This is a genomic window from Corynebacterium sp. HMSC073H12 (genome assembly GCF_001837775.1).
Taxonomy (GTDB): Bacteria; Actinomycetota; Actinomycetes; order Mycobacteriales; family Mycobacteriaceae; genus Corynebacterium; species Corynebacterium amycolatum.
On sequence record NZ_KV834038.1, the window covers coordinates 26,233 to 48,392 of the forward strand.

At 58.8% G+C, this 22,160-nt stretch carries 21 protein-coding genes; 4 read left to right on the plus strand and 17 right to left on the minus strand.

What is annotated here, in order from left to right:
• Positions 1–149: 149 nt before the first annotated feature.
• Together tsf and rpsB are read right to left on the minus strand one after the other, a co-directional pair.
• Positions 150–977, minus strand: coding sequence for a translation elongation factor Ts (tsf, locus tag HMPREF2708_RS06845; RefSeq protein WP_070833630.1), 828 nt, complete (start codon positions 975–977; stop codon positions 150–152).
• 55 nt (positions 978–1,032) lie between these two features.
• Positions 1,033–1,854, minus strand: a complete 822-nt coding sequence (rpsB, locus tag HMPREF2708_RS06850; protein ID WP_070833631.1) for a 30S ribosomal protein S2 — start codon at positions 1,852–1,854, stop codon at positions 1,033–1,035.
• A 376-nt stretch (positions 1,855–2,230) separates the two neighbouring features.
• On the opposite strand from rpsB, the gene HMPREF2708_RS06855 reads away from it, so the two are divergent.
• Complete coding sequence (locus tag HMPREF2708_RS06855) at positions 2,231–2,752, plus strand: murein hydrolase activator EnvC family protein (RefSeq protein ID WP_070833632.1); 522 nt, start codon at positions 2,231–2,233, stop codon at positions 2,750–2,752.
• On the opposite strand, the gene HMPREF2708_RS06860 is transcribed toward HMPREF2708_RS06855, so the two are convergent.
• The 9 genes from HMPREF2708_RS06860 to HMPREF2708_RS06900 form a co-directional block, all read right to left on the minus strand.
• Positions 2,749–3,588, minus strand: a complete 840-nt coding sequence (locus HMPREF2708_RS06860; protein WP_371326299.1) for a tyrosine recombinase XerC — start codon at positions 3,586–3,588, stop codon at positions 2,749–2,751. The genes HMPREF2708_RS06855 and HMPREF2708_RS06860 overlap by 4 nt on opposite strands.
• Before the next feature lie 305 nt (positions 3,589–3,893).
• Positions 3,894–5,030, minus strand: a complete 1,137-nt coding sequence (gene dprA, locus HMPREF2708_RS06865; protein ID WP_070833633.1) for a DNA-processing protein DprA — start codon at positions 5,028–5,030, stop codon at positions 3,894–3,896.
• A 46-nt stretch (positions 5,031–5,076) separates the two neighbouring features.
• A complete protein-coding gene (locus tag HMPREF2708_RS06870) occupies positions 5,077–6,609 on the minus strand; it encodes a YifB family Mg chelatase-like AAA ATPase (RefSeq protein ID WP_070833634.1) in 1,533 nt (510 codons plus the stop codon).
• Positions 6,610–7,035, minus strand: a complete 426-nt coding sequence (locus HMPREF2708_RS06875) for a YraN family protein (protein WP_070833635.1) — start codon at positions 7,033–7,035, stop codon at positions 6,610–6,612.
• Between the two features lie 211 nt (positions 7,036–7,246).
• Positions 7,247–7,549, minus strand: a complete 303-nt coding sequence (locus tag HMPREF2708_RS06880; protein WP_005509529.1) for a DUF2469 domain-containing protein — start codon at positions 7,547–7,549, stop codon at positions 7,247–7,249.
• A gap of 54 nt (positions 7,550–7,603) precedes the next feature.
• Positions 7,604–8,248 carry a ribonuclease HII gene (locus tag HMPREF2708_RS06885; protein ID WP_083321908.1) on the minus strand — a complete coding sequence of 215 codons (645 nt, stop codon included), beginning with the start codon at positions 8,246–8,248 and terminating at the stop codon, positions 7,604–7,606.
• A 49-nt stretch (positions 8,249–8,297) separates the two neighbouring features.
• Positions 8,298–9,095, minus strand: coding sequence for a signal peptidase I (lepB, locus tag HMPREF2708_RS06890; RefSeq protein WP_048735525.1), 798 nt, complete (start codon positions 9,093–9,095; stop codon positions 8,298–8,300).
• Positions 9,096–9,169: 74 nt separating this feature from the next.
• On the minus strand, positions 9,170–9,511 hold the full coding sequence (rplS, locus tag HMPREF2708_RS06895) for a 50S ribosomal protein L19 (RefSeq protein WP_048735522.1): 342 nt from the start codon (positions 9,509–9,511) through the stop codon (positions 9,170–9,172).
• A 139-nt stretch (positions 9,512–9,650) separates the two neighbouring features.
• Positions 9,651–11,048 carry an HNH endonuclease signature motif containing protein gene (locus tag HMPREF2708_RS06900; RefSeq protein WP_070833637.1) on the minus strand — a complete coding sequence of 466 codons (1,398 nt, stop codon included), beginning with the start codon at positions 11,046–11,048 and terminating at the stop codon, positions 9,651–9,653.
• Between the two features lie 336 nt (positions 11,049–11,384).
• On the opposite strand from HMPREF2708_RS06900, the gene HMPREF2708_RS06905 reads away from it, so the two are divergent.
• Positions 11,385–12,365 carry a DUF1648 domain-containing protein gene (locus HMPREF2708_RS06905; protein WP_070833638.1) on the plus strand — a complete coding sequence of 327 codons (981 nt, stop codon included), beginning with the start codon at positions 11,385–11,387 and terminating at the stop codon, positions 12,363–12,365.
• Between the two features lie 26 nt (positions 12,366–12,391).
• Here HMPREF2708_RS06905 and HMPREF2708_RS06910 read toward each other — a convergent pair whose 3' ends face one another.
• Positions 12,392–14,710: a Tex family protein gene (locus HMPREF2708_RS06910; RefSeq protein WP_070833639.1), complete on the minus strand. Its 2,319-nt coding sequence runs from the start codon at positions 14,708–14,710 to the stop codon at positions 12,392–12,394.
• An 82-nt stretch (positions 14,711–14,792) separates the two neighbouring features.
• Between HMPREF2708_RS06910 and HMPREF2708_RS06915 the strand changes: the two genes are divergently transcribed.
• A complete protein-coding gene (locus tag HMPREF2708_RS06915; RefSeq protein ID WP_070833640.1) occupies positions 14,793–15,287 on the plus strand; it encodes a DUF1877 family protein in 495 nt (164 codons plus the stop codon).
• Here HMPREF2708_RS06915 and HMPREF2708_RS06920 read toward each other — a convergent pair.
• The 4 genes from HMPREF2708_RS06920 to rpsP form a co-directional block, all read right to left on the minus strand.
• Positions 15,247–15,894: a phosphatase PAP2 family protein gene (locus HMPREF2708_RS06920; protein ID WP_070833641.1), complete on the minus strand. Its 648-nt coding sequence runs from the start codon at positions 15,892–15,894 to the stop codon at positions 15,247–15,249. The genes HMPREF2708_RS06915 and HMPREF2708_RS06920 overlap by 41 nt on opposite strands.
• The gene (trmD, locus tag HMPREF2708_RS06925; protein WP_070833642.1) at positions 15,894–16,781 is read right to left on the minus strand and encodes a tRNA (guanosine(37)-N1)-methyltransferase TrmD; all 888 of its coding nucleotides are present in this window, start codon (positions 16,779–16,781) and stop codon (positions 15,894–15,896) included. Before trmD ends, HMPREF2708_RS06920 begins: the two co-directional genes overlap by 1 nt.
• Positions 16,778–17,272 (minus strand): ribosome maturation factor RimM, encoded by a 495-nt coding sequence (gene rimM / locus HMPREF2708_RS06930; RefSeq protein WP_070833910.1) that lies wholly within the window; start codon positions 17,270–17,272, stop codon positions 16,778–16,780. The genes trmD and rimM overlap by 4 nt, the downstream gene beginning before the upstream one ends.
• A 144-nt stretch (positions 17,273–17,416) precedes the next feature.
• The gene (gene rpsP, locus HMPREF2708_RS06935; protein ID WP_038628648.1) at positions 17,417–17,899 is read right to left on the minus strand and encodes a 30S ribosomal protein S16; all 483 of its coding nucleotides are present in this window, start codon (positions 17,897–17,899) and stop codon (positions 17,417–17,419) included.
• 298 nt (positions 17,900–18,197) lie between these two features.
• Between rpsP and HMPREF2708_RS06940 the strand changes: the two genes are divergently transcribed.
• Complete coding sequence (locus HMPREF2708_RS06940; RefSeq protein ID WP_070833643.1) at positions 18,198–20,348, plus strand: acyltransferase family protein; 2,151 nt, start codon at positions 18,198–18,200, stop codon at positions 20,346–20,348.
• Positions 20,349–20,364: 16 nt separating this feature from the next.
• On the opposite strand, the gene ffh is transcribed toward HMPREF2708_RS06940, so the two are convergent.
• The gene (ffh, locus tag HMPREF2708_RS06945; protein ID WP_070833644.1) at positions 20,365–21,978 is read right to left on the minus strand and encodes a signal recognition particle protein; all 1,614 of its coding nucleotides are present in this window, start codon (positions 21,976–21,978) and stop codon (positions 20,365–20,367) included.
• Positions 21,979–22,160 lie beyond the last annotated feature (182 nt).

The following is a 22,160-nucleotide window of genomic DNA, read 5'->3' on the forward strand; positions in this document are numbered from 1 at the left end:
CGCAGACGAGTCTACCCGGTCACGACAGCAAGGCACACTTGACGCTCCGCATTGTCGGCAACATGGCAGCAAAATGCCCCACCCGAAGCAACCGGATGGGGCATTCACACTAGCTAGCAGCTAGAGGCTAGAGCACAAATTACAGCGAATTAGTGCTGACCAACCTCGAAGCGAACGAAACCGGTCAGGGTAACGCCAGCCTCTTCCATGAGCTGCTTAACGGTCTTCTTGCTCTCAGCGACAGACGGCTGCTCCAGCAGAACAACGTCCTTGTAGAAGCCGTTCAGACGGCCCTCGACGATCTTGGCGATAGCCTGCTCCGGCTTGCCCTCTTCGCGAGTGATCTTCTCGTAGACAGCGCGCTCTGCCTCGACGCGGTCCGCCGGGACATCCTCGCGGGACAGGTACTGAGCCTTCAGAGCGGCAACCTGCATAGCTGCTGCGTGAGCAGTCTCTGCAGCGCCCTCTCCCTCACCGGTGTAAGCAACCAGAACACCGACAGCTGCCGGCAGGTCGGCTGCACGGCGGTGCAGGTAGACAGCGATGTTGTCGCCCTCGAGAGTAGCGGCGCGACGCAGCTCCAGCTTCTCACCGATCTTTGCGGAGAGCTCCTGGGTAGCGTCAGCTGCGGTCTGACCGTCGAGGTCAGCAGCTGCGAGCTCTTCCTGGGAGTTTGCCTTGACTGCTGCGGCAGCGTCGGCGACCTTGTTGGCGAAGTCGATGAACTCCTGGTTCTTAGCAACGAAGTCGGTCTCGGAGTTGACCTCGATCATGGTGTTACCAGAAACAGCAATCAGGCCTTCGGCAGCGGTGCGCTCTGCACGCTTGCCGACGTCCTTTGCGCCCTTAATGCGCAGGATCTCGACAGCCTTGTCGAAATCGCCGTCGGTCTCGACGAGTGCGTCCTTACAAGCCTTCATGCCGGAGCCGGTCAGCTCACGGAGCTTCTTGACGTCAGCAGCAGTGAAATTCGCCATGCTGGGCGTTCCTCCTTGTGGTGGTTAGAACTTGTGGTGGTTAGAAAGTTCAGCTTTACTCAGCGGATGCCGTCTCAGTTGCAGTGGAGCCTTCGGCGTCCATCTCTGCAGCCTGGTCGGTCTTCTCAGCGGCGGACTCGATCGGAGCGTCGCCTGCTGCTTCGCGAGCAGCGTTGGCCTCGCGCTCAGCGCGAGCCTTGCGGCCCTCTTCAACAGCGGTGGAGATGATGCGGGTCAGCACGGAAGCAGCGCGGATAGCGTCGTCGTTGCCCGGGATCGGGAAGTCAACGTCATCCGGGTCGCAGTTGGTGTCCAGGATGGCAACAACCGGAATGCCCAGCTTCTTAGCCTCGGAGACAGCGATGTGCTCCTTGTTGGTGTCAACAATCCACAGTGCGGACGGAACCTTGGACATGTCGCGAATGCCGCCCAGGGTGCGCTCCAGCTTGGTGCGCTCACGGGTCAGCATCAGGATTTCCTTCTTGCCGCGACCCTCGTAGCCGTTCTCAGCAGCGTCCATTGCCTGAAGCTCCTTCAGGCGAGCCAGGCGCTTGGAAACGGTGGCGAAGTTGGTCAGCATACCGCCGAGCCAGCGGTGGTTGACGTACGGCATGTCAACGCGCTCTGCCTCGTTCTGAACGGCTTCCTGAGCCTGCTTCTTGGTACCGACGAACAGGATGTTGCCACCGTGAGCGACAGTCTCCTTGACGAACTCGAAAGCCTCGTCGATGTAGGTCAGGGTCTGCTGCAGGTCGATGATGTAGATGCCATTGCGCTCGGTGAAGATGAAACGCTTCATCTTCGGGTTCCAACGACGGGTCTGGTGACCGAAGTGGACACCTGCATCGAGCAGTTCTCGCATGGATACAACAGCCATGTCATATTCAGGGAAGATCCTCACGTCCAGCCTGACTAGGGCTGCGGCTGCTTCCCTTCCTTTCTTATCCGATATAGGTGGTTACAGTTCACGCACAGGCTTTCCCTGTGCCCTAGCGCTCCCCCGCTGCCTCACACCCGACAGATATCCTGCCGAGCACCCGTGAACCAGCCGGAATGGGTCGCGCGCGTAGTCTTTGTGCTAATGACCGCCCATTAAGGCAGACACCGCGAGCGTCATCTTATCTGATACATCGCGCAGGTCGCAATATCTGACACACCCTGCTATCCACAGGGCAAAAAGTCATCCACAGCTAGAACCGTTTGCAATGCCCTGCCGCTTGTCGACGAGTGCAGCGTCCGCCACACTATCGCGCATGACGACCAAGCAGAGTTTCAGGCGCTCGCTAATGCGCACATTAGCGCTATTCGTGCTCGCTGTCGCGCTAACAACACCCCCAAGCCCACCTGCAGCTACCGGCGAACCAATATCCACTATTGCGCATACCTTCCCTGTCCACGGCAAAGTTCTACGCGACTACGCCCCACCGGAAAAACGCTGGCAGTCTGGGCACCGCGGAGTTGACCTGAACGCCTCCCCGGATCAGCCAATCCGCGCCTCAGCTCCCGGTGTGGTACATTTCGCCGGTTCGATTGCCGGAATGACTTCCGTGTCGATCATGCACGCCGATGGCATCCGCACAACCTATCAGCCCATAAATACCGCACTAAAAAAGGGAGACCGCGTGGCCGCAGGCCAGGTGATTGGCCATCTTGTGGTCAGCGCCAAACATCCCGAACCGGGCCTGCATTGGGGTGCGCTGCGCGGCAAGGACTATCTCAATCCGCTGGATTTGATACAGCGGAGGCCAATCGTACTCAAGCCCGTGCGCAGTTAAGCGCGCGGATGTGCCCGCTTATGTACTTCACGGAGGCGGTCCGCTGAGACGTGGGTATAAATCTGTGTGGTCGCCAGACTCGAATGGCCGAGCATCTCCTGCACCACACGCAAGTCAGCGCCACCTTCCACCATGGCCGTGGCCGCAGAGTGCCGAAGCGCATGCGGTGAAACATCAGCCCATTTATGAATAACTCGGCGCGCCTGCCGCGGATTCAACCTACCTCCACGCACACCGAGAAAAAGCGCATGTTCGGCCTGTGCGGAAGCATGGAAGCTTCCACGCACCTGGAGCCAGCCTTTGAGCGCCGCCTCCGCTGGCGCCCCAAAGGGCACGATGCGCTGCTTGTTACCCTTACCCACTACCGAGATGATGTGGCGGGAGAAGTCGACATCAGAGACGTCGGCCTTGCACAGCTCCTCTACACGCATCCCAGTGGCATACAACAATTCCACGATGGCCAAGTCGCGTGCCGCTACTGCACTGTCCTCAGAAGAGACTTTCTCGATTGCTGCCTCAACCTTCTCCGGCGAGAGCACTTCCGGGAGATGCTGATGCTTCTTCGGTGTTGACAGCCGCAGCGACGGATCAGCATCGAGAAGTTTCCGAGCTACAAGCCAGCTACAGAACTGCCGAATAGACGTCGTTAAGCGAGCCAGCGATGACCGCGCAGCACCCTCCGCATGCTTCGCACCGAGGTGCGCACGGATGACAGGGGTGGAGAGTTCACTGATGTGGTTCAGGCCGGCGAGGAGGGGGATGAGATCGGCTCGATAGGCGCGGACGGTTGCGCCGGAGAGTCTGCGGGAATAAGTCAGCTCATCGAGAAAATCCATGAGTACGGCCTCAATATTGGCGGATAACCCAAAATCCGGCTCAGCCGTGTCATCTTTATCGGTTGCGCGCTTCACGGTTCTGACCTTAGTAGATGCACACAGCGAGACCTCACCAGACAGCGGAAAAGGCAGTGACTCCGACTTTCGCCAGAGCCACTGCCCTATTGCCTCACCCATGTCACAAGCCCGTTTCCGTAACAGTTACTTAGGCTTGCCTTGCCTATATTACTGAGTGTACAGAGAATTGCAATATCTAATTCAAGATTTTTTCGAGTTTCTTTGCAGAAGGTTTTACTAATGCCTCACTAGCGCTTCTGTTCCTGGCGCAACCACCCACCCTCAACTCGATTGGTCAGCCCCTGTCCCTGCAGCTCCAACAACAAATGTGTCGTAAGCGCTACGGCTAATCCCGCCTGCGCGGCGACTTCACCCACTGGCGTTGGCTCCGCAGAATTCAGGGAGTCGAAGACAGCGAGCTCGTTTCGAGAAAGCTTCTGCACCGCCGACTTTTCCCACAACAATTCGAGCTGAGCATCCTCATTCACTGTGCCAACTGACCGATACAGCGACCGCACATTGTCGGCACTACACACCAGTACAGCCTCGCCACTGCGGATTAGGTCATGACAGCCAGAGGTAGTTTGCAGCGTCACCGGTCCCGGCACTGCTCCCAAGGGCTTGTTTAACCTCACTGCCCAGTGCGCTGTGTTGCGCGCCCCTGAACGCCAGCCCGCCTCGACGATTGTGGTTGCTCGTGATAGGGCCGCTACCAGCCGATTCCTAGTCAAGAACCGATGTCGCGCAGGTCGCACTCCCGGTGGATACTCCGTGACCAGCGCACCCCGCTCTGCAATCCGATCGAAGAGTTCTGCATGCGCCCGCGGATAGTCAACCCCTACACCACCCGCTCCGACCACAACCGTAGTGCCGCCAGCGTCGAGCGCAGCTCGATGCGCCGCGGCATCAATCCCCAACGCACCACCACTGATGACACTAACCCCCGCATTCGCGAACTGCCCCGCGAATTGGGCCGCCACTTGTGTCCCGTAGCTGCTGGCCATCCGCGTTCCGACAATCGCCACCGCTTCACTGAGCATCTCCCGCAAGTCACGGCCACGCACCCACAGCGCAAGTGGTGGCGCATCTGCGCGGTCACGGACTTCGAGCGTCGTAAAGCAGGACAGCAGCTCCCCCGGCCACTCTGGGCGTCCCGGATAAATAAGGCGCCACCCCATCGCTGCCGCCAGCTCCAAATCGTGGCCGCTTTGGTCAACCTGGGCCCGCGCTTGCGTCGTATTGAGTAGACTTTCCGGCAGCCCGGCGCGAGCCTTGATCCTTTCCGCTACCTCTACCGGCCCAAACTCCGTCACGAGCCGCACAATCTGCGGATGCGTCGCCTCTACCACACGATTCAGATAAGCCCACGCGTGAATTTCGTCCATTTTCTCCCCCTTGATAATGGTTCGGTTGTATTAGCCGCTCGTTGAATTAGCCGCCCTCGCGGGCGTGCAGTTGGCAGGCGCGTTGCACATGCTCGAAGGTAAACGCGTCGACCCCCTCGAGATCTGCGAGCGTCCACGCCACTGCGATTACTCTGTCCACTCCCCGCTGGGTAATCTCTCCGTTCCTCAACTGAAAGTCCAACAACGCCATCGCCTCTTCGTCCAGTCCCGCGTGACGACGGAGAAGCGAGCGTGGCACACTCGCGTTGGTGACGGCTGCTTCTTCGGCAAGCCCCAGGGCCTGCCATCGGTGGCAGGCACGGTCACGTGCGGCCTGTACTCGATCACGAACGGCTGCGGAGGGCTCATTGTTTGTTTTGTTTTCAATGCCCAGCTTGGCTCCGGCAGGACTGAGCGTGACGTTGAGGTCCATGCGATCGCGTAGCGGGCCCGATAATGCGCGACCATGCTTGGCTCGCTCGCTACTAGAGCAGGTGCATTCGCTGGCATACGCCGCCCCGCACCGACACGGATTAGTCGCCATGACTAGTTGTGTTCTCGCCGGAAAGGTCACTCGATGGTGCGTACGCAGGTGGACGACCACCCCGTTTTCCATCGGCATCCGCAACGCATCCAATACCGCCGGGCGCATGAGGGTGATTTCGTCCAAGAAGAGCACCCCATGGTGGGCAAGGCTAATCGCGCCGGGTTTGGGCACAGCACCGCCGCCGACTAGCGCTGCCACAGTCGCGCTGTGATGCGGTGCCACAAACGGTGGATGTTGGACAAGAGTGTCCGTAATATCGAGCGCTCCGGCCACCGAATGCAGCGCGGTGACCTCGAGCTGCTGCCACTTCTGCAATGGCGGCAGGATTGTGGGCAAGCGCTCAGCGAGCATGGACTTTCCAGTTCCCGGAGAACCCTGCATGAACAGATTGTGCCCACCTGCTGCCGCTACCTCGAGGGCGAAGCGGGCCTCAGGTTGGCCATCGACATCGGCTAGGTCTACTGAGAAGGCTTGTTCGCTGGGGTCGTCGTTAAGCGCGGTCGTCAAACCTGATCCGGTGAGTACCCAGCCCCATAGCTGTGTGAGGTCGGCTGCGGTGCAGACGGCAATGCCGTCGACAAGCGCGGCCTCTGCAGCGTTAGCGGCGGGCACGACGACCCAACGGGCACCGGCCTCGCGGGCGGCAAGGACTTGCGGCAGAACTCCACGCACCGGGCGAATGGAACCGTCGAGCCCGAGTTCGCCAATGAGCACCGTGTGGCGGAGACGACCGCGAGCCTCCATGTCATCCCTGGTTGCGATTAGGATGGCGCAGACGATGGCGAGGTCAAAGCTAGTGCCGTGTTTGCGGATATGCGCCGGCGACAGACTAACCACGACTTTTGTTTTCGGCCAGGGCAGCTGCGAGTTAGCAACCGCCGTGCGCACGCGATGCTTGGCTTCCCCGACGGCGGCATCGCCGAGCCCACCGATATACATTCCCGGCAAGCCACGCCCAACGTCGGCTTCGACCTGCACAATAGTTCCCTCAATGCCGCTGAGGCTGACTGCGAGAGCTGTACCGACAGTCATCTAGCAGTCCCACATAGTCGCCGCGTCGCAGATTGCGGGAATGTACGTAACCGCTACGACTGGAGGACCGGACGAAGGACTGGACACTGTGACTTCTGCGCAGTCGATAACTACGGACTCCAACCAGTAGGTAGAGCTTTCTGACCGCCACTGCGCCGCTGCCTTGTACAAATGACGAAGCTTTGCTGCCGTGACGGCCTCTCTGCCGTCCCCAAACTGACTACTTCGCGAGCTGCGCCGTGTTTTTACTTCCACAAAATGCAGCCTGCCGTCGACGTCTTCAGCAATAAGATCAAGTTCATAGCGTCCGACGCGCTCATTCCGAGCAATAATTTCCCACCCCTGATCCTCCAACATCTCAGCGACGAAATCCTCCCCAAACGCGCCGAGCTGTCTCGTTGTCAGTTCTTCAAAGTTCTGTGTCATAGCCCCCGGTCCCCCTGGTTCCCCGTTGAATTGTGCCTAGGCTGTTTACTGCCTAGACTTTTGCCGCCTTGGCAGTTCGGAAACACTCTTGCACAGCGGGCATGACAAAGGCCTTCCGATGGATGCTCGGAAGGCACTAACTGTGGATTATTTTTCGACTGTGGATAACTGTTAACAGCTAGCCATACCAAGAGATGAAAAGCTATAAAATCTACGGCAGTCGAAGGTCAGGCTTATCCAGTTCCTCGATATTGACGTCCTTGAAAGTGATGACGCGCACGTAGCGGACAAACCGCGCCGGGCGGTGGACATCCCACACCCAGGCGTCCGACATCCGCAGCTCGAAGTAGACCTCGTTTTCGCTGTTGTGCGGGATTAGCTCCACAGCGTTGGCAAGGTAGAACCTGCGCTCCGTCTCAACAACGTACGAAAACTGACTAACGACATCGCGGAACTCCTTGTACAGGGATAGTTCAACGTCGGCCTCGTAGTTTTCTAGATCTTCTGCGCTCACGACCGCGACGGCTCCTTCGAGTGTTTACATGTTGCTCTTTTTGTACATGTTGGTCTATTCGTTGTGCTCAAGATACTCCGCGTGCGCCAAGCGCACATTGCGGTATGACCACCGATGTTCCGGGGTTGCGCCATGGCGTGAAATCGCTTCCATATGCGATGCCGTGCCGTAGCCCTTATGCCCCGCCAGACCATAGTCCGGATACTTCTCCGATAGGTCAACCATAATGCGGTCGCGGGTGACTTTGGCTAAGACACTCGCAGCAGCAATACATCGGCAAGCGGAATCACCGCCAATCACGGGCAAATAGGGTGCCGTGAAGCCGGACACCTTGAGTGCGTCGGTAAGCACGTAGCCAGGGCGCTGCCCCAACCCGGCTACCGCGCGGCGCATTCCAGTGACATTCGCGTCCTGGATGCCGAATTGGTCGATGTAAGACGCGGGGATCGTCGTCACGCAAAAAGAGGTGGCGAAGCGTTGGATGAGCGGAAAGAGCCGTTCGCGTGCGGCTGGCGTGAGCTTTTTAGAATCCGTGAGCTTATCCAGCTCTGCGATGGGGCGTTCGGGAAGGCAGCAGGCGGCGATAACTATCGGGCCTGCACAGGCGCCACGGCCAGCCTCGTCGACCCCAGCTACAGGCCCAAAGCCGCGCTTTGCCAGCGCGACCTCCATCGTGCGCGACTGCTTCAACCTCCGCAGTTTCGGCGCCGGCGGCGCGAGCAGACTGTGCTGACTAGTTGTGCTGGATTTAGTTGTGCTGGATGTCCGGATCATCGACGCCACCGATTCGGTTAAACGGCAGAATGATTGCCTGCACCTTGCCGACGACGTTATCCAGCGGCACAGTACCCTGCAGCTCGTCACCCATGTGATAGCGAGAGTCCGCGGAGTTGGTGCGGTTATCACCCATGACCCACAGATGCCCCTCCGGCACTGTTACCGGCCCGAAGTAAGGACCACCACACTGCTCTGAGCCAAGATTATCCACCACCGGCTTGTCTGCCGGAGTTTTAATGAAATCCTGGTCTGTCATCTTGCCGTCGACCATGATGCCGGGATCTCCTGGCCGGCACTGCACAGTCTGCCCGCCGGTGGCAATCACACGCTTGACCAACGCATTTTCATCCGGGGCGACAAGGCCAATCCAGGATCCAACCGTCTGCAGCGAGTTCGCCACCGGGTTAGTAGAACGCTGTGACACGTAGTTACTATTCCAGGACTCCGGGCCATTAAAGACGACAACATCGCCGGGCTTGGGATCTGAGAACTGGTAGGAAACCTTATCCACCCAAATGCGGTCACCGGTGCACCCAACACATCCGTTGAGCGTCGGCTGCATCGACTCGGATGGAATCACGTAGACGCGGCCGATAAAGGACTGCACACCGGCACTTATGAGCAGGGCAATCACGATAATGATTGGAATCTCGATGTACCACGGAGTGTGTTTTTCAGGCTCCTCGTCAAGTTTCCGGAAGCCTTTCAAGCCTTCAGTACGGTCTTCTTTTTGGCCGTCAGTCTGTTCGCGCGAATCGTCGTCGGTCATGGGAAAAGACTATACGCGATAGAAAAATCCCCACCGAGCTCAACACTCGATGGGGATTATTTTGCGCCGAAAAACTAGCGGCGCTCCTTGATGCGTGCAGCCTTACCGCGCAGGTTGCGCAGGTAGTACAGCTTCGCACGGCGAACGTCGCCCTTGAAGACAACGCGAATCTCGTCGATGTTCGGGGAGTGCACCGGGAAGGTACGCTCAACAGCGATACCGAAGGATACCTTGCGGACGGTGAAGGTCTCGCGGACGCCACCGCCCTGGCGGCGGATAACGACGCCCTTGAAGACCTGAACACGCTCGGTCTTACCTTCAACAATCTTTACGTCGACCTCGACGGTGTCTCCAGCGCGGAACTCCGGAATGTCGTCGCGCAGGTATGCTGCATCAACCTTGTCAAGAATGTTCATGGAAACTTATTCCTTTACTTTTTGCATAGACAGAGGACCCTGGCGGCGCTTTCCCACAGAGGGACGCTCGGCCGGTTCATGCCCGAAACAGGTAAAGCTGCCTATAAAGACAACCTGGAAATTATTACACACCCCCTGGTCAGAAACCAAACTCATTCGCGTTGGGCGGTTCTTCGGTGTCAGGCGTGTCGATGTCAGGCGTGTCGGGAGTGTCGGTGTCTTCACCCTTGCGCGCTTCCTCGACCAGCTTCTGCGATTGTTCAATCAGCTCTTGGCGGTACTGGTTATATTCTTCCAGTGCCTGCGTTATCCGCAATCCCCGCTTGTCAAAGGTGTAGCGTCCGTGCCCGGCGAGCGGCCCATCTTCCAGGCTCACCGCCTTTTTGCCCGTGCTTGACGACGTCCACAGTTCCACCCCATCTCGATCACGTGCAACATTCCACAGACCAGCCGTTTTCATGTTGTGATGTCGGCGGCAGAGGCAGTGGAGGTTCGGCGTTTCCGTTGCCCCGCCCTCGGCTGGGCGCTCTTTGTCATACGGCTCAATATGGTCAATGTCGCAGAGCTCCGCAGGCACATCACAGCCTGGGAAACGACACGTGCCGTCCCGACCCTTAACGAAGGCCCTCTGACTTTCGGTTGGCGCGTAGCCCTCAGCGGATTCGTCGGCAAGCAAGCGGATATGCGTAACCTTGTCAATCCACGCCTGCGTTGCCAACTGCGAGATCCACCCCACGCCACCGAGCCAGGCAGTGCGAGGGCGTTCTTCTGTGGCGGGACAGTACAGGTTGAGAACAATCTTTGCTTCGGCGGTACCACGGATGAGATGCGTCAGAGCTTCGACGCGAGTACAGCCCGCCGAGGTGGAAATAGCTTGGAGAGTGGCTTTAAATTCGAGAGCGCGGGTCTTTTCCAGCTCCATAAAAACTTCCGCGAAGTTGTCGCCGTCTTCAAAACCGATGCTCTCTCCTACTATTTCGCGTTCTCCTGCGGGAAGCAGCGGATCAACATCACCCGGAAGGTTTTTGGGGCGAAGCTGAGGTTCAATTTCTTCGATAACCCGTTGCAGGAACTTATGCAGGCTGCGAACTCCCCGGAGAACTTCACCTTGCCTGCGAGGAATGACAAAGCGGGCATTTTCTTCTTCAACAGCTGCGCGCACCTCTGGATCATGGAGCGGCGCTGTCGCGCGAGCGATAGTGAGCAGATGCCGAAAAGGTAAGTGCGCACGAGCCTTGACGAAAGCACCCAGCCGGGGCATGCGCGCTAACTGAATGCCGACCTCTACATACTCGAGCGCTTTACCGCGGGAAATACCCAACTCGGGCGCGATTTCAGCAATGTATGCATCCACATCAACCTCAAGCGACTTCGGCGTGCAACCGCAAGCTATACCCAGCTCCAAGCGGTTGCGTTGGATGCCCGCCACCGCCAACTGGTTCGTGGATGACTCGTGGAAAAACTGCGGCGCTTCAGGCAGCAGAGCCGCTTGGTAAACATCGGACGGTTGTTTGGCCGGACTACCTTTTTCAGACATTGTTCCCCCAAAGCCCCAACCCCACTCGGTGTCGGCGACCAGTGAATATCACTAGCCCAACGCCAAGAAGAGAAGCTCAAGTACTTTTGTTCTTGATAGCACCATTTTAGCACTCTCGTTCGATTATGCAACCCTTTTGGTGAAACTTTTTCGCTCGTCTTTTCGAGTGAGATATTGATTGTCGCGAGGTGCATATTCTTGCGACAGGCCGCGCACGCTAAGACGGCGCGCTAGAACATCACGCTGATACAGCACGCCAATAACGACCGCCGCCGACCGTCGCCGACCGCCGCCGACCGTCGCCACAAAGCATCCCCCCACTGATAGATTGTCTCCATGCCACAGATTCCACGCTTTGACCCCTGGATTGTTCGAGGAACAATCATCGCCCCGTGTGCACTGGCCACTGCACAGCTTCTATGGGTGATTGCTATTTCCGATCGGCTACCGGAACAAATAGCAACGCACTGGAGCGGCAGCGACACCCCCAACGGTTTCATGCCGCCGATTCAAAGCACCTTGATTATGGCCATCATCGTCATCGCATGTGCACAGATCGGTTGGCTCGGCGCCAAGACCAGAACGCCGCTTGTCGTACGCAAGCCAATTGCAATAACCAATCTCGCCCTCTGCGGCTTCTTAATCGGCATTGAATTCGCGATTATCATCCCGCAACTCGACACGACGGATCCGACGACCGCCCGAATCGGCTGGATTTATGCAATCGCCGGTGACGTCATCGGCCTAGCAGCTGCCCTATTCGTGACGCGCCGCCTCAAGGACTACTCCTCGCTTACCGACGCCACGGTCACCGAGCCGACATCGCCACAGTTGCCCCATCGAGAAGGAGACCCAACTCCCATCGATGTCAGTGTGACCATCTCTAAGGGGGTCAAGGTCGCCCTTGCAGTCTGGTGCGTGGTGTCTGTAGCGCTCGCAGTGTTCCTGCCAAGCCTCGGCATTATTTTCTTGCTGTGCACGCCGCTATTCCTCATTGCATATGAGACCGGCATGACACTAGATACCGCCCCAAAGACAGATTCCATCACTATTTTTAACGGTTGCGGACCATTGAAGATGAAGCACCGCATCGAGCTTCGAACCGTTAAGTACGCGGCACCGGGGAAATATAACTGGGCCGATGGTGGCGGTATTGGCCTTCGCCTCGGCAATGACGGTCGCATCAGCGTTGCGGCCCGGTCGGGCGAGGCCGTCAAGATTGAGACCTCAGGCTCCAACTACACCATCGTCGTACCGGATGGAATGGCTGCGACTGTCGCGGGAGAGATTAACAGCCGCATCGACGCTATGCGCTAACAGGCTATGCGCTAACAGATCAAGCGCTAAAAGCCTGCCCTGCGCAGCGCGTCGGCCATGGAACCGCCCTGCTTCTTGTTCTGGTAACCGCGCTTGCGCCCCTTGCCGTGACCATCACCACGACGACCATCACCACGACCTTCACGGCGACCGCCGCCACGCTTTGGCTTGGCATCCGAGGCGTCGTCGTCAAGCCTGAGCGATAGACCGATGCGATTGCGTTCGACGTCAACGTCGAGAACCTTTACCTTGACCACCTCGCCCGAGCGGACGACCTCGTGTGGGTCGGAGACGAAACCGCGGGCCATGTTGGAGACGTGGACGAGACCGTCCTGGTGGACTCCGACGTCGACGAAGGCGCCGAAGGCCGCGACGTTGGTGACGGTGCCCTCGAGAATCATACCGGGCTGAAGATCGGAGACCTTCTCCACGCCTTCCTTGAAGGTGGCGGTGACGAACTCGGGACGCGGATCGCGGCCAGGCTTGTCCAACTCAGTCAAGATGTCCTGGACGGTGGGCAGACCGATACCTGCGGACTCGTCGACGAAGTCTGCAGCGCGCAGCTTGGACAGGACGCGGGAGTTGCCGATGAGCTCCTGGACGCTGACGCCAGCCGACGCTGCGATGGCGTCGACGACGCGGTAGGACTCCGGGTGCACAGCTGAGGCATCCAGCGGGTTGGTGGCACCGTGGATGCGCAGGAAGCCAGCGCACTGCTCGAAGGCCTTGGGACCGAGACGCGGAACCTTCAACAGTTCCTTGCGGGAGGTGAAGGCGCCGTTTTCGTCTCGGTAGGCGACGATATTGTCCGCAACGGTCGAGGACACGCCAGCAACGCGACCGAGCAGCGGTGCGGAAGCGGTGTTGACCTCCACGCCGACAGCATTCACGGCGTCCTCCACCACGGCATCGAGAGAGTGCTCGAGCTTGGTCTGGGAAACGTCGTGCTGATACTGCCCGACGCCGATGGACTTCGGATCGATTTTGACGAGCTCGGCAAGCGGGTCCTGCAGGCGGCGGGCAATCGACACAGCACCGCGGAGAGAGACATCCATGTCCGGAAACTCAGCTGCGGCCAGGGACGATGCGGAGTACACGGAAGCACCGGCCTCAGAGACCACCACAGGGGTCGGCTTTTGGCCTCCGGCCTGAGCAATCAGATCGGCTATTTCGCGGGCCAGGGTTTCGGTCTCGCGGGAAGCGGTGCCATTGCCGATAGCCATGAGCTCCACGCGGTGCGTGGCACAGAGAGTGGCCAGCTGCTCCTTGACGCCAGACCAGTCATTGCGCGGCTGGTGCGGGTAGACGATGGCAGTGTCGAGCACCTTGCCGGTGGAGTCGACAACGGCGCACTTCACACCATTGCGGTATCCCGGATCCAGGCCGAGAGTGGCGCGCTGACCAGCAGGGGCAGCCAGCAGCAGGTCGCGCAGGTTACGGGCGAAGACATCCACGGCTTCAGCCTCAGCGCGCTCCTTCAGTCGAGTGCGGGCGTCGAGGGCAGCGGACACTTCCAACTTGGTACGCCAGCCGAAACGAACGGCCTGGTCAATCCACTTGGAGGCACCGCCGTCGGGAAGCTCAAAGGCCTCACGAATCATGTGTTCGTAGGTCTCATCTTCACCCGCATCGATGTTGAGAGTCAGGATGCCCTCGGCCTCTCCACGCAGCACGGCCAGCACACGGTGGCTGGGCATGGTCTCCAGCGGTTCGTTGTGCTCGAAGTAGTCGCGGTACTTCGCGCCCGCAGTCTCCTTGCCCTCCACCACGGCAGCGGCGGCGGAACCAGAAGACCACACCTGCTCACGGACAGAGCCAACCAAATCAGCATCAGTAGCGAAGCGATCGACCAAAATGGCACGGGCACCGGTCAGAGCGTCCTTCGCATCCTTACCAGCTGCCTCGCCGTATTTAGTGGCCAGAGTCTCGGGGTCCGCGGCGGGGTCGGCCAGTAGCTCCTCCACCAGCGGTTCGTACCCGGCCTCACGCGCAATATCGGCCTTGGTCTTGCGCTTCTTTTTGTACGGCAGGTAGAGATCCTCCAACCGTGCCTTGGTGTCGCAGGCGAGGATGGCGGCCTTGAGGTCGTCGTTAAGCTTTCCCTGCTCTTCGATGGCGGCGAGAATCGTCTGCTTGCGCTCTTCTAGTTCGCGCAGGTAGACGACGCGTTCCTCGATGAAACGCAGCTGTGTGTCATCGAGCCCGCCGGTTACTTCTTTGCGATAGCGGGCGATGAAAGGCACGGTGTTGCCTTCGTCGAGAAGCTTGATAGCGGCGGCGACGGCACTTTCGGCAACGTCCGCACCAGTGGCGGCGAGTTCTCGGGCAATTACTGATGAAATCACCCGGGCAACTTTACTATCGTGGAAGTACCAATTGGCGAACGCCCCACAGAAGGCTCGCAGTTAACACCGGAAAAGGAGCCCCATGAAGCAGAAACTCTGTGCCGAATACCTGCGCATTTCCGATGAGGAGGCAGCGCGGTTAGTTGAGGTCGCAGCACCTGCGGCGACCAGCGACGGCGGCACGGCGGGGCTTGTTAACGACGGCGCGGAGAAGATTATTCTGCAGCACTTCGTCGACGTTCCGGACGAAGACGCCCTGGACATCGACACGGACTGGGAGTCCCTGCTGCGCACCCTGACCGGCAATCCCATCGACGGCCAGGCGCTCGGCGACCCGCTGGCGGAGGCCATCCTCGGCGCCGACCGCGTCTGCCGCAAGCCGCTGTCTGCAGTCATCCGCGCCGATCGCGTCGGCGACGTGCACCAGACGCTGGCAAACATCGACTTAGACGCCCGCATCACAGACAACGGTTCGCTTATCGACGAAGCCACTGCGACACAGCGGTACCGCGAACTCGTGGCCTTCTACGAGGAGACTAAGGCAGCGCGTAGCGCCGTGCTCGTGGCCATCTCCTAAGAACTAGCAGCGCAACTGCTAAGCCGATAACTCCGGCGATGAGGCCGCCGATAACATCGGTGAGCCAGTGCGCCCCGACCCACACGCGCGACAGTGCCACAGCACCGATAAGCGCGATGATGGCCAGGTCGAGCAGCTTGCGGGCTGTGCGCCGCAATACGGGGATGGCCAGCTGCATCGCGGCCATGCCGCTGGAGGTAACCGCTGCCACATGTGCAGAAGGAAACGCCGCATCGTGCAGGTTGACCAGCGAGAACTCCTCGCCCGGTCGGTCGCGGCCCAAAAACCACTTCATGGCATAAGTCACCGCAATCGACGAACCGAATGACGCCGGCAGTAGCAACGCCCACGCACGGAAGCGGAACCATAGGAGTGCCGCAGCAACAAGTGTGACCGGCGCGACGTAAATCGGCCGGATAATCTCGCTCAAAGTCAGCATCAAACTATCGACGCGGCCATCCCGTGCCCCATGCAGGTCACTGACCCAACCCGCAAACGACTGATCTACGCTCCCCGCCAGCTGCGTTTGAGTGAACCACGCCAGTGCCCCGAGGACAGCTAACCAACCAATGACGTGCCGGGGTCGCGCAATTCGAACACGTGCCACTAGCAGTTCTCCTCGGTTACTTCCCCAATGGCCTCTTGAATTGTTTCCTGGTCACGGGCGCTGAGGTCGACGTCGGCAAGCAAATCCGGACGACGCTCGGCCGTGCGAATGAGTGACTGATCGCGCCGCCAACGGTCCACCAGCGCGTGATTGCCACTGAGGAGAACGTCCGGCACTTCCAGTCCACGCCACTCGCGCGGCTTGGTGTAGGACGGCCCTTCGAGCAGACCGTCAGAGAAAGAGTCCTCCTCGTGGCTCTTGCGGTTGCCCAACACACCTGGGATTAACCGCACGACGGACTCGGCAATCACCAGCACCGCTACTTCCCCGCCGATCAGCACATAGTCCCCAATAGAGACCTCACGCACGCGGTAACGATTAGCGGCATCATCAATAACGCGCTGGTCAATGCCCTCGTAGCGCCCGCACGCGAACACAATGTGCTCCTCGTGTGAGAACTCCTGCGCCATCTGCTGCGTAAACGGCTCGCCCGCCGGGGTCGGGACAATCAGCAGGGGCTTCGCTGAATCTTCTTCGCTTAACGACGGCACTTCCGCTGCAGCATAGGAAGATTCCTCGGCCAAACCCAGCTTTTGATCATGGCGGATATTGTCCAAATGTGGCACAGCGGATGTCAGCGACTGCTCCGCTTTCAGCGTCGCGACCTCGTCGAGGGCGGGACCCCAGACATCCGGCTTCATAACCATGCCGGGGCCACCGCCGTAGGGCGAGTCATCCACGGCTTGGTGTACACCTGTCGCCCAGTCGCGCAGGTTGTGCACTCCGACGCTCAAAATGTCCTGTTCGATTGCCTTGCCCAGCAGCGCATGACGCAGTGGCTCGAGGTACTCCGGGAAGATTGTGACTACATCGAGACGTAAGCTCACAGCTCCAACAGTCCTTCCGGTGGCGTGATGGTGACGGTAGAATTCTCAAGGTCTACTTCCGGAACGATTTCCTCTACCAGAGGGATAAGAACCTCCCGGCCGCCGCCGTCAAGCGTGACTTCAAGGAGACGGTGAGCGGGAGCACGAACAATAGAAGTGACCTCGCCGATATCGGTGCCGTTGTGGACAACGCGCAGGCCTTCGAGTTCAAAGTCGTAAAAGTCCTCGTCTTCGAAGACGGGCTCGGCATAAAACTTCATACCCCGATGACGCTCGGCCTCATTGCGACCCGGAATCTCTTCGAAGCGAACCAGCAAACGCCCCTGGTGCGGGCGTGCCGCTTTAACAGTCAGCTGTTCCTCACGGCCGGCCTGTACACCCAACAGCGTGGCCCCGACTGCGAAACGCCCTTCCGGGTCATCCGTTGTCGCATCGACGACGACTTCCCCGCGTACACCGTGGGGCTTAATTACTCGGCCAATAAGCACCATGTCAGCTACCGACACGCGCACACTCCCTCTCTTATAAAGGCTCTGTAAAACACCCGCGTAAAGCAAAAAAGGCGCCACCTAACACTTCGTCTTGAAGTATAAGGTAGCGCCCGGATTAGCTAAGCGGCGTACTCAGCGTCCTTATTACTCGGCGTCCTCGGAAGCCTCGGACTCAGCAGCCTCAGCCTCGGCAGCCTTTGCGGCCTCCTCAGCTTCCTTAGCAGCCTTAGCTGCTTCCTTGGCCTCGCGGCGCTTAGCGGTGATGGCCTCAGCGGACGGGCCGTTGTTGGCCTCTTCCAGAGCCTTGTTGAACAGCTCGAGCTTGGTCGGCTTCGGCTCAGCAACCTTCAGGGTGCCCTCTGCACCCTCGAGGCCCTTGAACTTCTGCCAGTCGCCGGTGACCTTCAGCAGAGCCAGAACCGGCTCGGTCGGCTGTGCACCGACGCCCAGCCAGTACTGAACGCGCTCGGAGTCAATCTTGATGATCGACGGCTCTTCCTTCGGCTGGTAGATGCCCAGGTTCTCGATAACCGCACCGTTGCGACGGGTACGAGCATCAGCAACGACAACGCGGTACTGAGCGGTACGAATCTTACCCAGGCGCTGCAGCTTAATCTTGACTGCCATGAGGTTTTCCTCTTTCTTCTATGTCACTGGACAATACTTATGCATCCGAGCTCACGAGTAATAACTACCGAAGTGCCTCGGACCGGTTTTGCCCTTGGGATATTTACACTGCGCGTGACCACCGGGCGGCCGTGGCCGGATCCGATGAATTCGCAGTCGTGCCTCAGCTGAGGGTTCTCATTGAGACAACTTGAGGTATGTTACCAGCAGTTTTTGGAAATTAACAAAACTGCGCACTCGAAACGCTGCACACCCACTAAAGCTGGACGTCGTTGACAGTGCGGTAACGTAACATTCTATGAAAACCACCGGCACCCAGTATAGGTATGACTTGGACGGACTACGGGGCATTTCAATTGCCCTCGTAGTCCTTTTCCACGTTTACGTCGGCCGCGTTTCCGGTGGTGTGGACGTATTCCTCTTGCTCTCCGGGTTTTTCTTCTTCGGCGCGCAGTACCGCAATGCCATCAACCCCCGGCAGTCCATCAATCCATGGTGGAGCATCTGGCGCACGCTGCGTCGCCTAATCCCGACACTGGTGCTGGTCCTCTTTGCGACAACCCTGTTTGTCATTTACTTCATTCCATCACTTCGCACCATCGACATTGCCCAGCAACTCCGCGCCAGCCTGCTCTACTACCAAAATTATGAACTGGCACTCCAGGGCTCGGACTACGCTGCCGCAGAGAGCGAAACTTCCCCACTGCAGCACCTGTGGTCAATGTCGGTGCAGGGTCAGTTTTACCTCGGCTCAATCTTGCTCATCTTCCTACTCGCCTGGATGACGCGCTCATCTCGGATTGTCGGGACTGTCACCTCACCAGTGGAGGCGAAGCGTACCGACGCTACTGGCGGTAGACTCCGCCGAATCCTCACCCCGTTGCTGACAGTTATCACTCTCGGCTCGCTTGCCTATGCCTTCTACATGCACTCCGAGAACCAGGGGTGGAACTACTACTCCACTGTCAGCCGCCTCTGGGAACTCTGCCTCGGCGCACTACTCGGACTGATTCTTGTCCGGGGCTCCATCCCCATGCCCAAGCCTCTACGAGTGCTGTTAGCAGGTATCGGCCTCGCACTGGTGGTCTCCACCGGTTTCATCTTCGACGGCGCCGCACAGTTCCCAGGCCCTTGGACGCTATGGCCCCTCGGAGGTGCTGCGCTAATTATTATCGCTGGCCCCGAGGCGGGTTGGATCTCCAAGTTCCTGGCCAGCCGCCCAATGCGCGAGATAGGCCAGAGCGCCTACGCGCTCTACCTGTGGCACTGGCCTCTTCTCATCCTGGCCATAAACTACCTAAACCGCGATACTCCGGGACTGAAGCTTGGCACCGCAGTGATCGTCGTTTCCTTCATTTTGGCCAAGCTCACCAACAAGTATGTCGAGCTGCCGCTGGCTCAATCGACTCGCCGACCGACCCGGACTCAGCCCGTCGTCGGCGATGCAATCCACGCAATTAAGCATCGTCGCCCGGCCCGTCGTCAAGCGGTAGTCGGCACTGTTGTCGTCATTGCATTGGTCGGCATGTCCAGCCTTGTCAACGTGCAACAGGTACGCGTCGATCGCGCCTCCGCCACCGGCCTAGATCCAGCAGTCTATCCAGGTGCACTCGCGCTTACCGACGGGTACGAGGTCCCCAAGGCAGCCACAAAGCCGAATACCGATTTCATCACTGACCTTTGGCCGGAACCTGCCCTCGATGGCTGCCTTGCGACAGGCGGTGAGGACGTCGGATACTTCCCACCGAATCGCCGTTGGCGCGATGAGACCCAGCCGTGTGTTTATGGTGATCCGGATGCTAGTGAATCGATCGTCATCATCGGGGGCTCGCACATGGAACACTGGTTCGCCCCAATCGATGCCTACGGCAAAAACAACGGGTACCGAGTGGTTGTTCTCCTTCGACAGGGCTGTCCCGCGACCTTAGAACCAATCCACGGAGTCGGCGATGTCTGCGTGGCCTGGACTTTCGAGGCTCTGCAGAAAATTGATGAGATTCAACCAGAGATGGTTTTCACCACTTCGACCAGGCCCTTATTCCAGGCGGACCCCCCGCAGCCGGGCGATTACACACCGGATGGCTATGTCTCGTTTTTCGCTGCGCTACAAGAACGCGGAATTGATTTCTTCGCCATCCGCGATAACCCGTGGGCGCTACGGGAGGACTTGAGTCAGTTCTCCCCCAGCGTGTGCGAAGAAGCGGAAGAAGACTGCACTATCCACCGCAAAACTGCCCTAAATGCAGAAAATCCCGCTGAGGAGATTCTTGCGAACTTCCCCAACGGGCACAGTCTAGATTTTTCCGACATCTTCTGCGGTCCGACCACCTGCCGTAAGGTCATCGGCAATATCTACGTCTACCGCGACAGCAATCACATCACCGATGAACTAGCGGCCACTTTCAGTCCTGAAATGGACCGCCAGATTCAGAAGGCCTTGCGGGATTAGCTACTTCTAGTCCCTGCTACTTCTTGCCCTTCCCGAAGTCGAGATTGTTGAGGTCAAAGTCCTCCATACCTTCTGGCAGCTGGTTACCCATTTGCTTCTGCAGCTTCTGCAGTTCAGCCATGCTAGGCATACCCGGCATGCCCTGCATACCCGGCATTCCAGGCATACCGGGCATTCCGCCACCGCGCATTGCCTTCGGCGGCGTCGGTCCCCGGTTAGCGCCCTTGCGCTTATTCTTGCCCTTACCCTTTCGACCACGCTTGGCCTTGCGGTTCGATGGGCGACCACCACCCATACCAAATCGGCCGGCCATTTGCGCCATCATTTTCCGCGCCTCATTGAAGCGTTCGATGAGCTGGTTAACCTCCGAAACAGACACACCGGAACCGTTGGCGATACGACGACGTCGTGAAGCGTTCAGAATCTTCGGATTCTCGCGCTCTTCCGGAGTCATACCGCGGATAATCGCCTCGATGCGGTCAAGCTGCTTTTCATCGACCATTTCCGCGGCCTTGGACATTTCCGCGCCGCCGGGGAGCATCTTGAGGATGTTGCCGATTGGGCCCATCTTGCGGACCATCATCATCTGCTCGAGGAAGTCCTCGAGAGTCAACTCGCCCGAACCAATCTTCTGGGCGGACTTTGCAGCCTGCTCATGATCGATTTCCTTGGAAGCGACCTCAACCAACGTCTTCAGGTCACCCATGCCCAGGATGCGGCTGGCCATGCGGTCTGGGTGGAAGACGTCAAAGTCCTCCAACTTCTCGCCCGTGGAGGCGAACAGAATCGGCTTACCGGTGACCTCACGGATAGACAGAGCAGCGCCACCGCGCGCGTCGCCATCGAGCTTGGTCAGGACAACGCCGGTGAAGTCAACGCCGTCTCGGAAGGCCTTGGCGGTCTCTACCGCGTCCTGACCAATCATGGAGTCGATGACAAACAGAACTTCATGCGGATTGATGGCATCGCGAATATCGCGGGCCTGCTTCATCAGTACCTCGTCGATACCAAGGCGACCTGCGGTATCGATAATCACCACATCGTGGCGATGCTGGCGAGCATAAGCGAGGCCACGGAACGCGGCGTCAACCGGGTTGTCCTCGCTGGTGCCCATTTCATGGGTGGAATCGAGGCTGGTTCCCGGGAACGGCGCGAAGCACGGCACGCCTGCACGCTCAGCCACGATTTCCAGCTGCTGCACCGCACCTGGGCGCTGCAGGTCACAAGCAACGAGAACTGGGGTGTGCCCCTGATCCGTGAGGTACTTGGCCAACTTACCGGCCAAGGTGGTCTTACCAGCGCCCTGCAGACCGGCCAGCATGATGACTGTCGGCGGCTGCTTCGACATATTGAGACGTCGAGTCTCGCCACCGAGGATATTGATCAGTTCCTCATTGACAACCTCAATGATTTGGTTGGCCGGGTTGACCGTCTGGCTGCCAATAATTTCGTTAGCGCGTTCCTTGATGCGCTTGATGAAGGTACGGACAACCTCGAGGGAGACATCGGCTTCCAGAAGAGCCAGCCGAATCTCACGGGCGGTGGCGTTAATATCCGCCTCAGTCAGGCGACCCTTCCCACCCAGCCCCCGCAGGGCACCCGTCAAACGATCGGAAAGAGACTCAAACAAGTTTCCAGCTCCCCTTTTGCCTTGTCTTTTCTTAACTGTTCTACCGTACCCGCTGGACACTCCGTTTGGCACATATCTACAGCTTCGCCTATCGACAACTATTGCAGCCCATCCACCCTAAACACCCCAATTCGGGTGTGCCCAATGGGAAGTAGAAAACGGCAATAGGGTGACTTTCTCCT

Bases quoted from the DNA above. Each gene is read 5' to 3' on its own strand.
- tsf (WP_070833630.1), bottom strand. From the start codon at position 977: ATGGCGAATTTCACTGCTGCTGACGTCAAGAAGCTCCGTGAGCTGACC.
- rpsB (WP_070833631.1), bottom strand. From the start codon at position 1,854: ATGGCTGTTGTATCCATGCGAGAACTGCTCGATGCAGGTGTCCACTTC.
- HMPREF2708_RS06855 (WP_070833632.1), top strand. From the start codon at position 2,231: ATGACGACCAAGCAGAGTTTCAGGCGCTCGCTAATGCGCACATTAGCG.
- HMPREF2708_RS06860 (WP_371326299.1), bottom strand. From the start codon at position 3,588: ATGGATTTTCTCGATGAGCTGACTTATTCCCGCAGACTCTCCGGCGCA.
- dprA (WP_070833633.1), bottom strand. From the start codon at position 5,030: ATGGACGAAATTCACGCGTGGGCTTATCTGAATCGTGTGGTAGAGGCG.
- HMPREF2708_RS06870 (WP_070833634.1), bottom strand. From the start codon at position 6,609: ATGACTGTCGGTACAGCTCTCGCAGTCAGCCTCAGCGGCATTGAGGGA.
- HMPREF2708_RS06875 (WP_070833635.1), bottom strand. From the start codon at position 7,035: ATGACACAGAACTTTGAAGAACTGACAACGAGACAGCTCGGCGCGTTT.
- lepB (WP_048735525.1), bottom strand. From the start codon at position 9,095: ATGACCGACGACGATTCGCGCGAACAGACTGACGGCCAAAAAGAAGAC.
- rplS (WP_048735522.1), bottom strand. From the start codon at position 9,511: ATGAACATTCTTGACAAGGTTGATGCAGCATACCTGCGCGACGACATT.
- HMPREF2708_RS06900 (WP_070833637.1), bottom strand. From the start codon at position 11,048: ATGTCTGAAAAAGGTAGTCCGGCCAAACAACCGTCCGATGTTTACCAA.
- HMPREF2708_RS06905 (WP_070833638.1), top strand. From the start codon at position 11,385: ATGCCACAGATTCCACGCTTTGACCCCTGGATTGTTCGAGGAACAATC.
- HMPREF2708_RS06915 (WP_070833640.1), top strand. From the start codon at position 14,793: ATGAAGCAGAAACTCTGTGCCGAATACCTGCGCATTTCCGATGAGGAG.
- rimM (WP_070833910.1), bottom strand. From the start codon at position 17,272: ATGGTGCTTATTGGCCGAGTAATTAAGCCCCACGGTGTACGCGGGGAA.
- rpsP (WP_038628648.1), bottom strand. From the start codon at position 17,899: ATGGCAGTCAAGATTAAGCTGCAGCGCCTGGGTAAGATTCGTACCGCT.
- HMPREF2708_RS06940 (WP_070833643.1), top strand. From the start codon at position 18,198: ATGAAAACCACCGGCACCCAGTATAGGTATGACTTGGACGGACTACGG.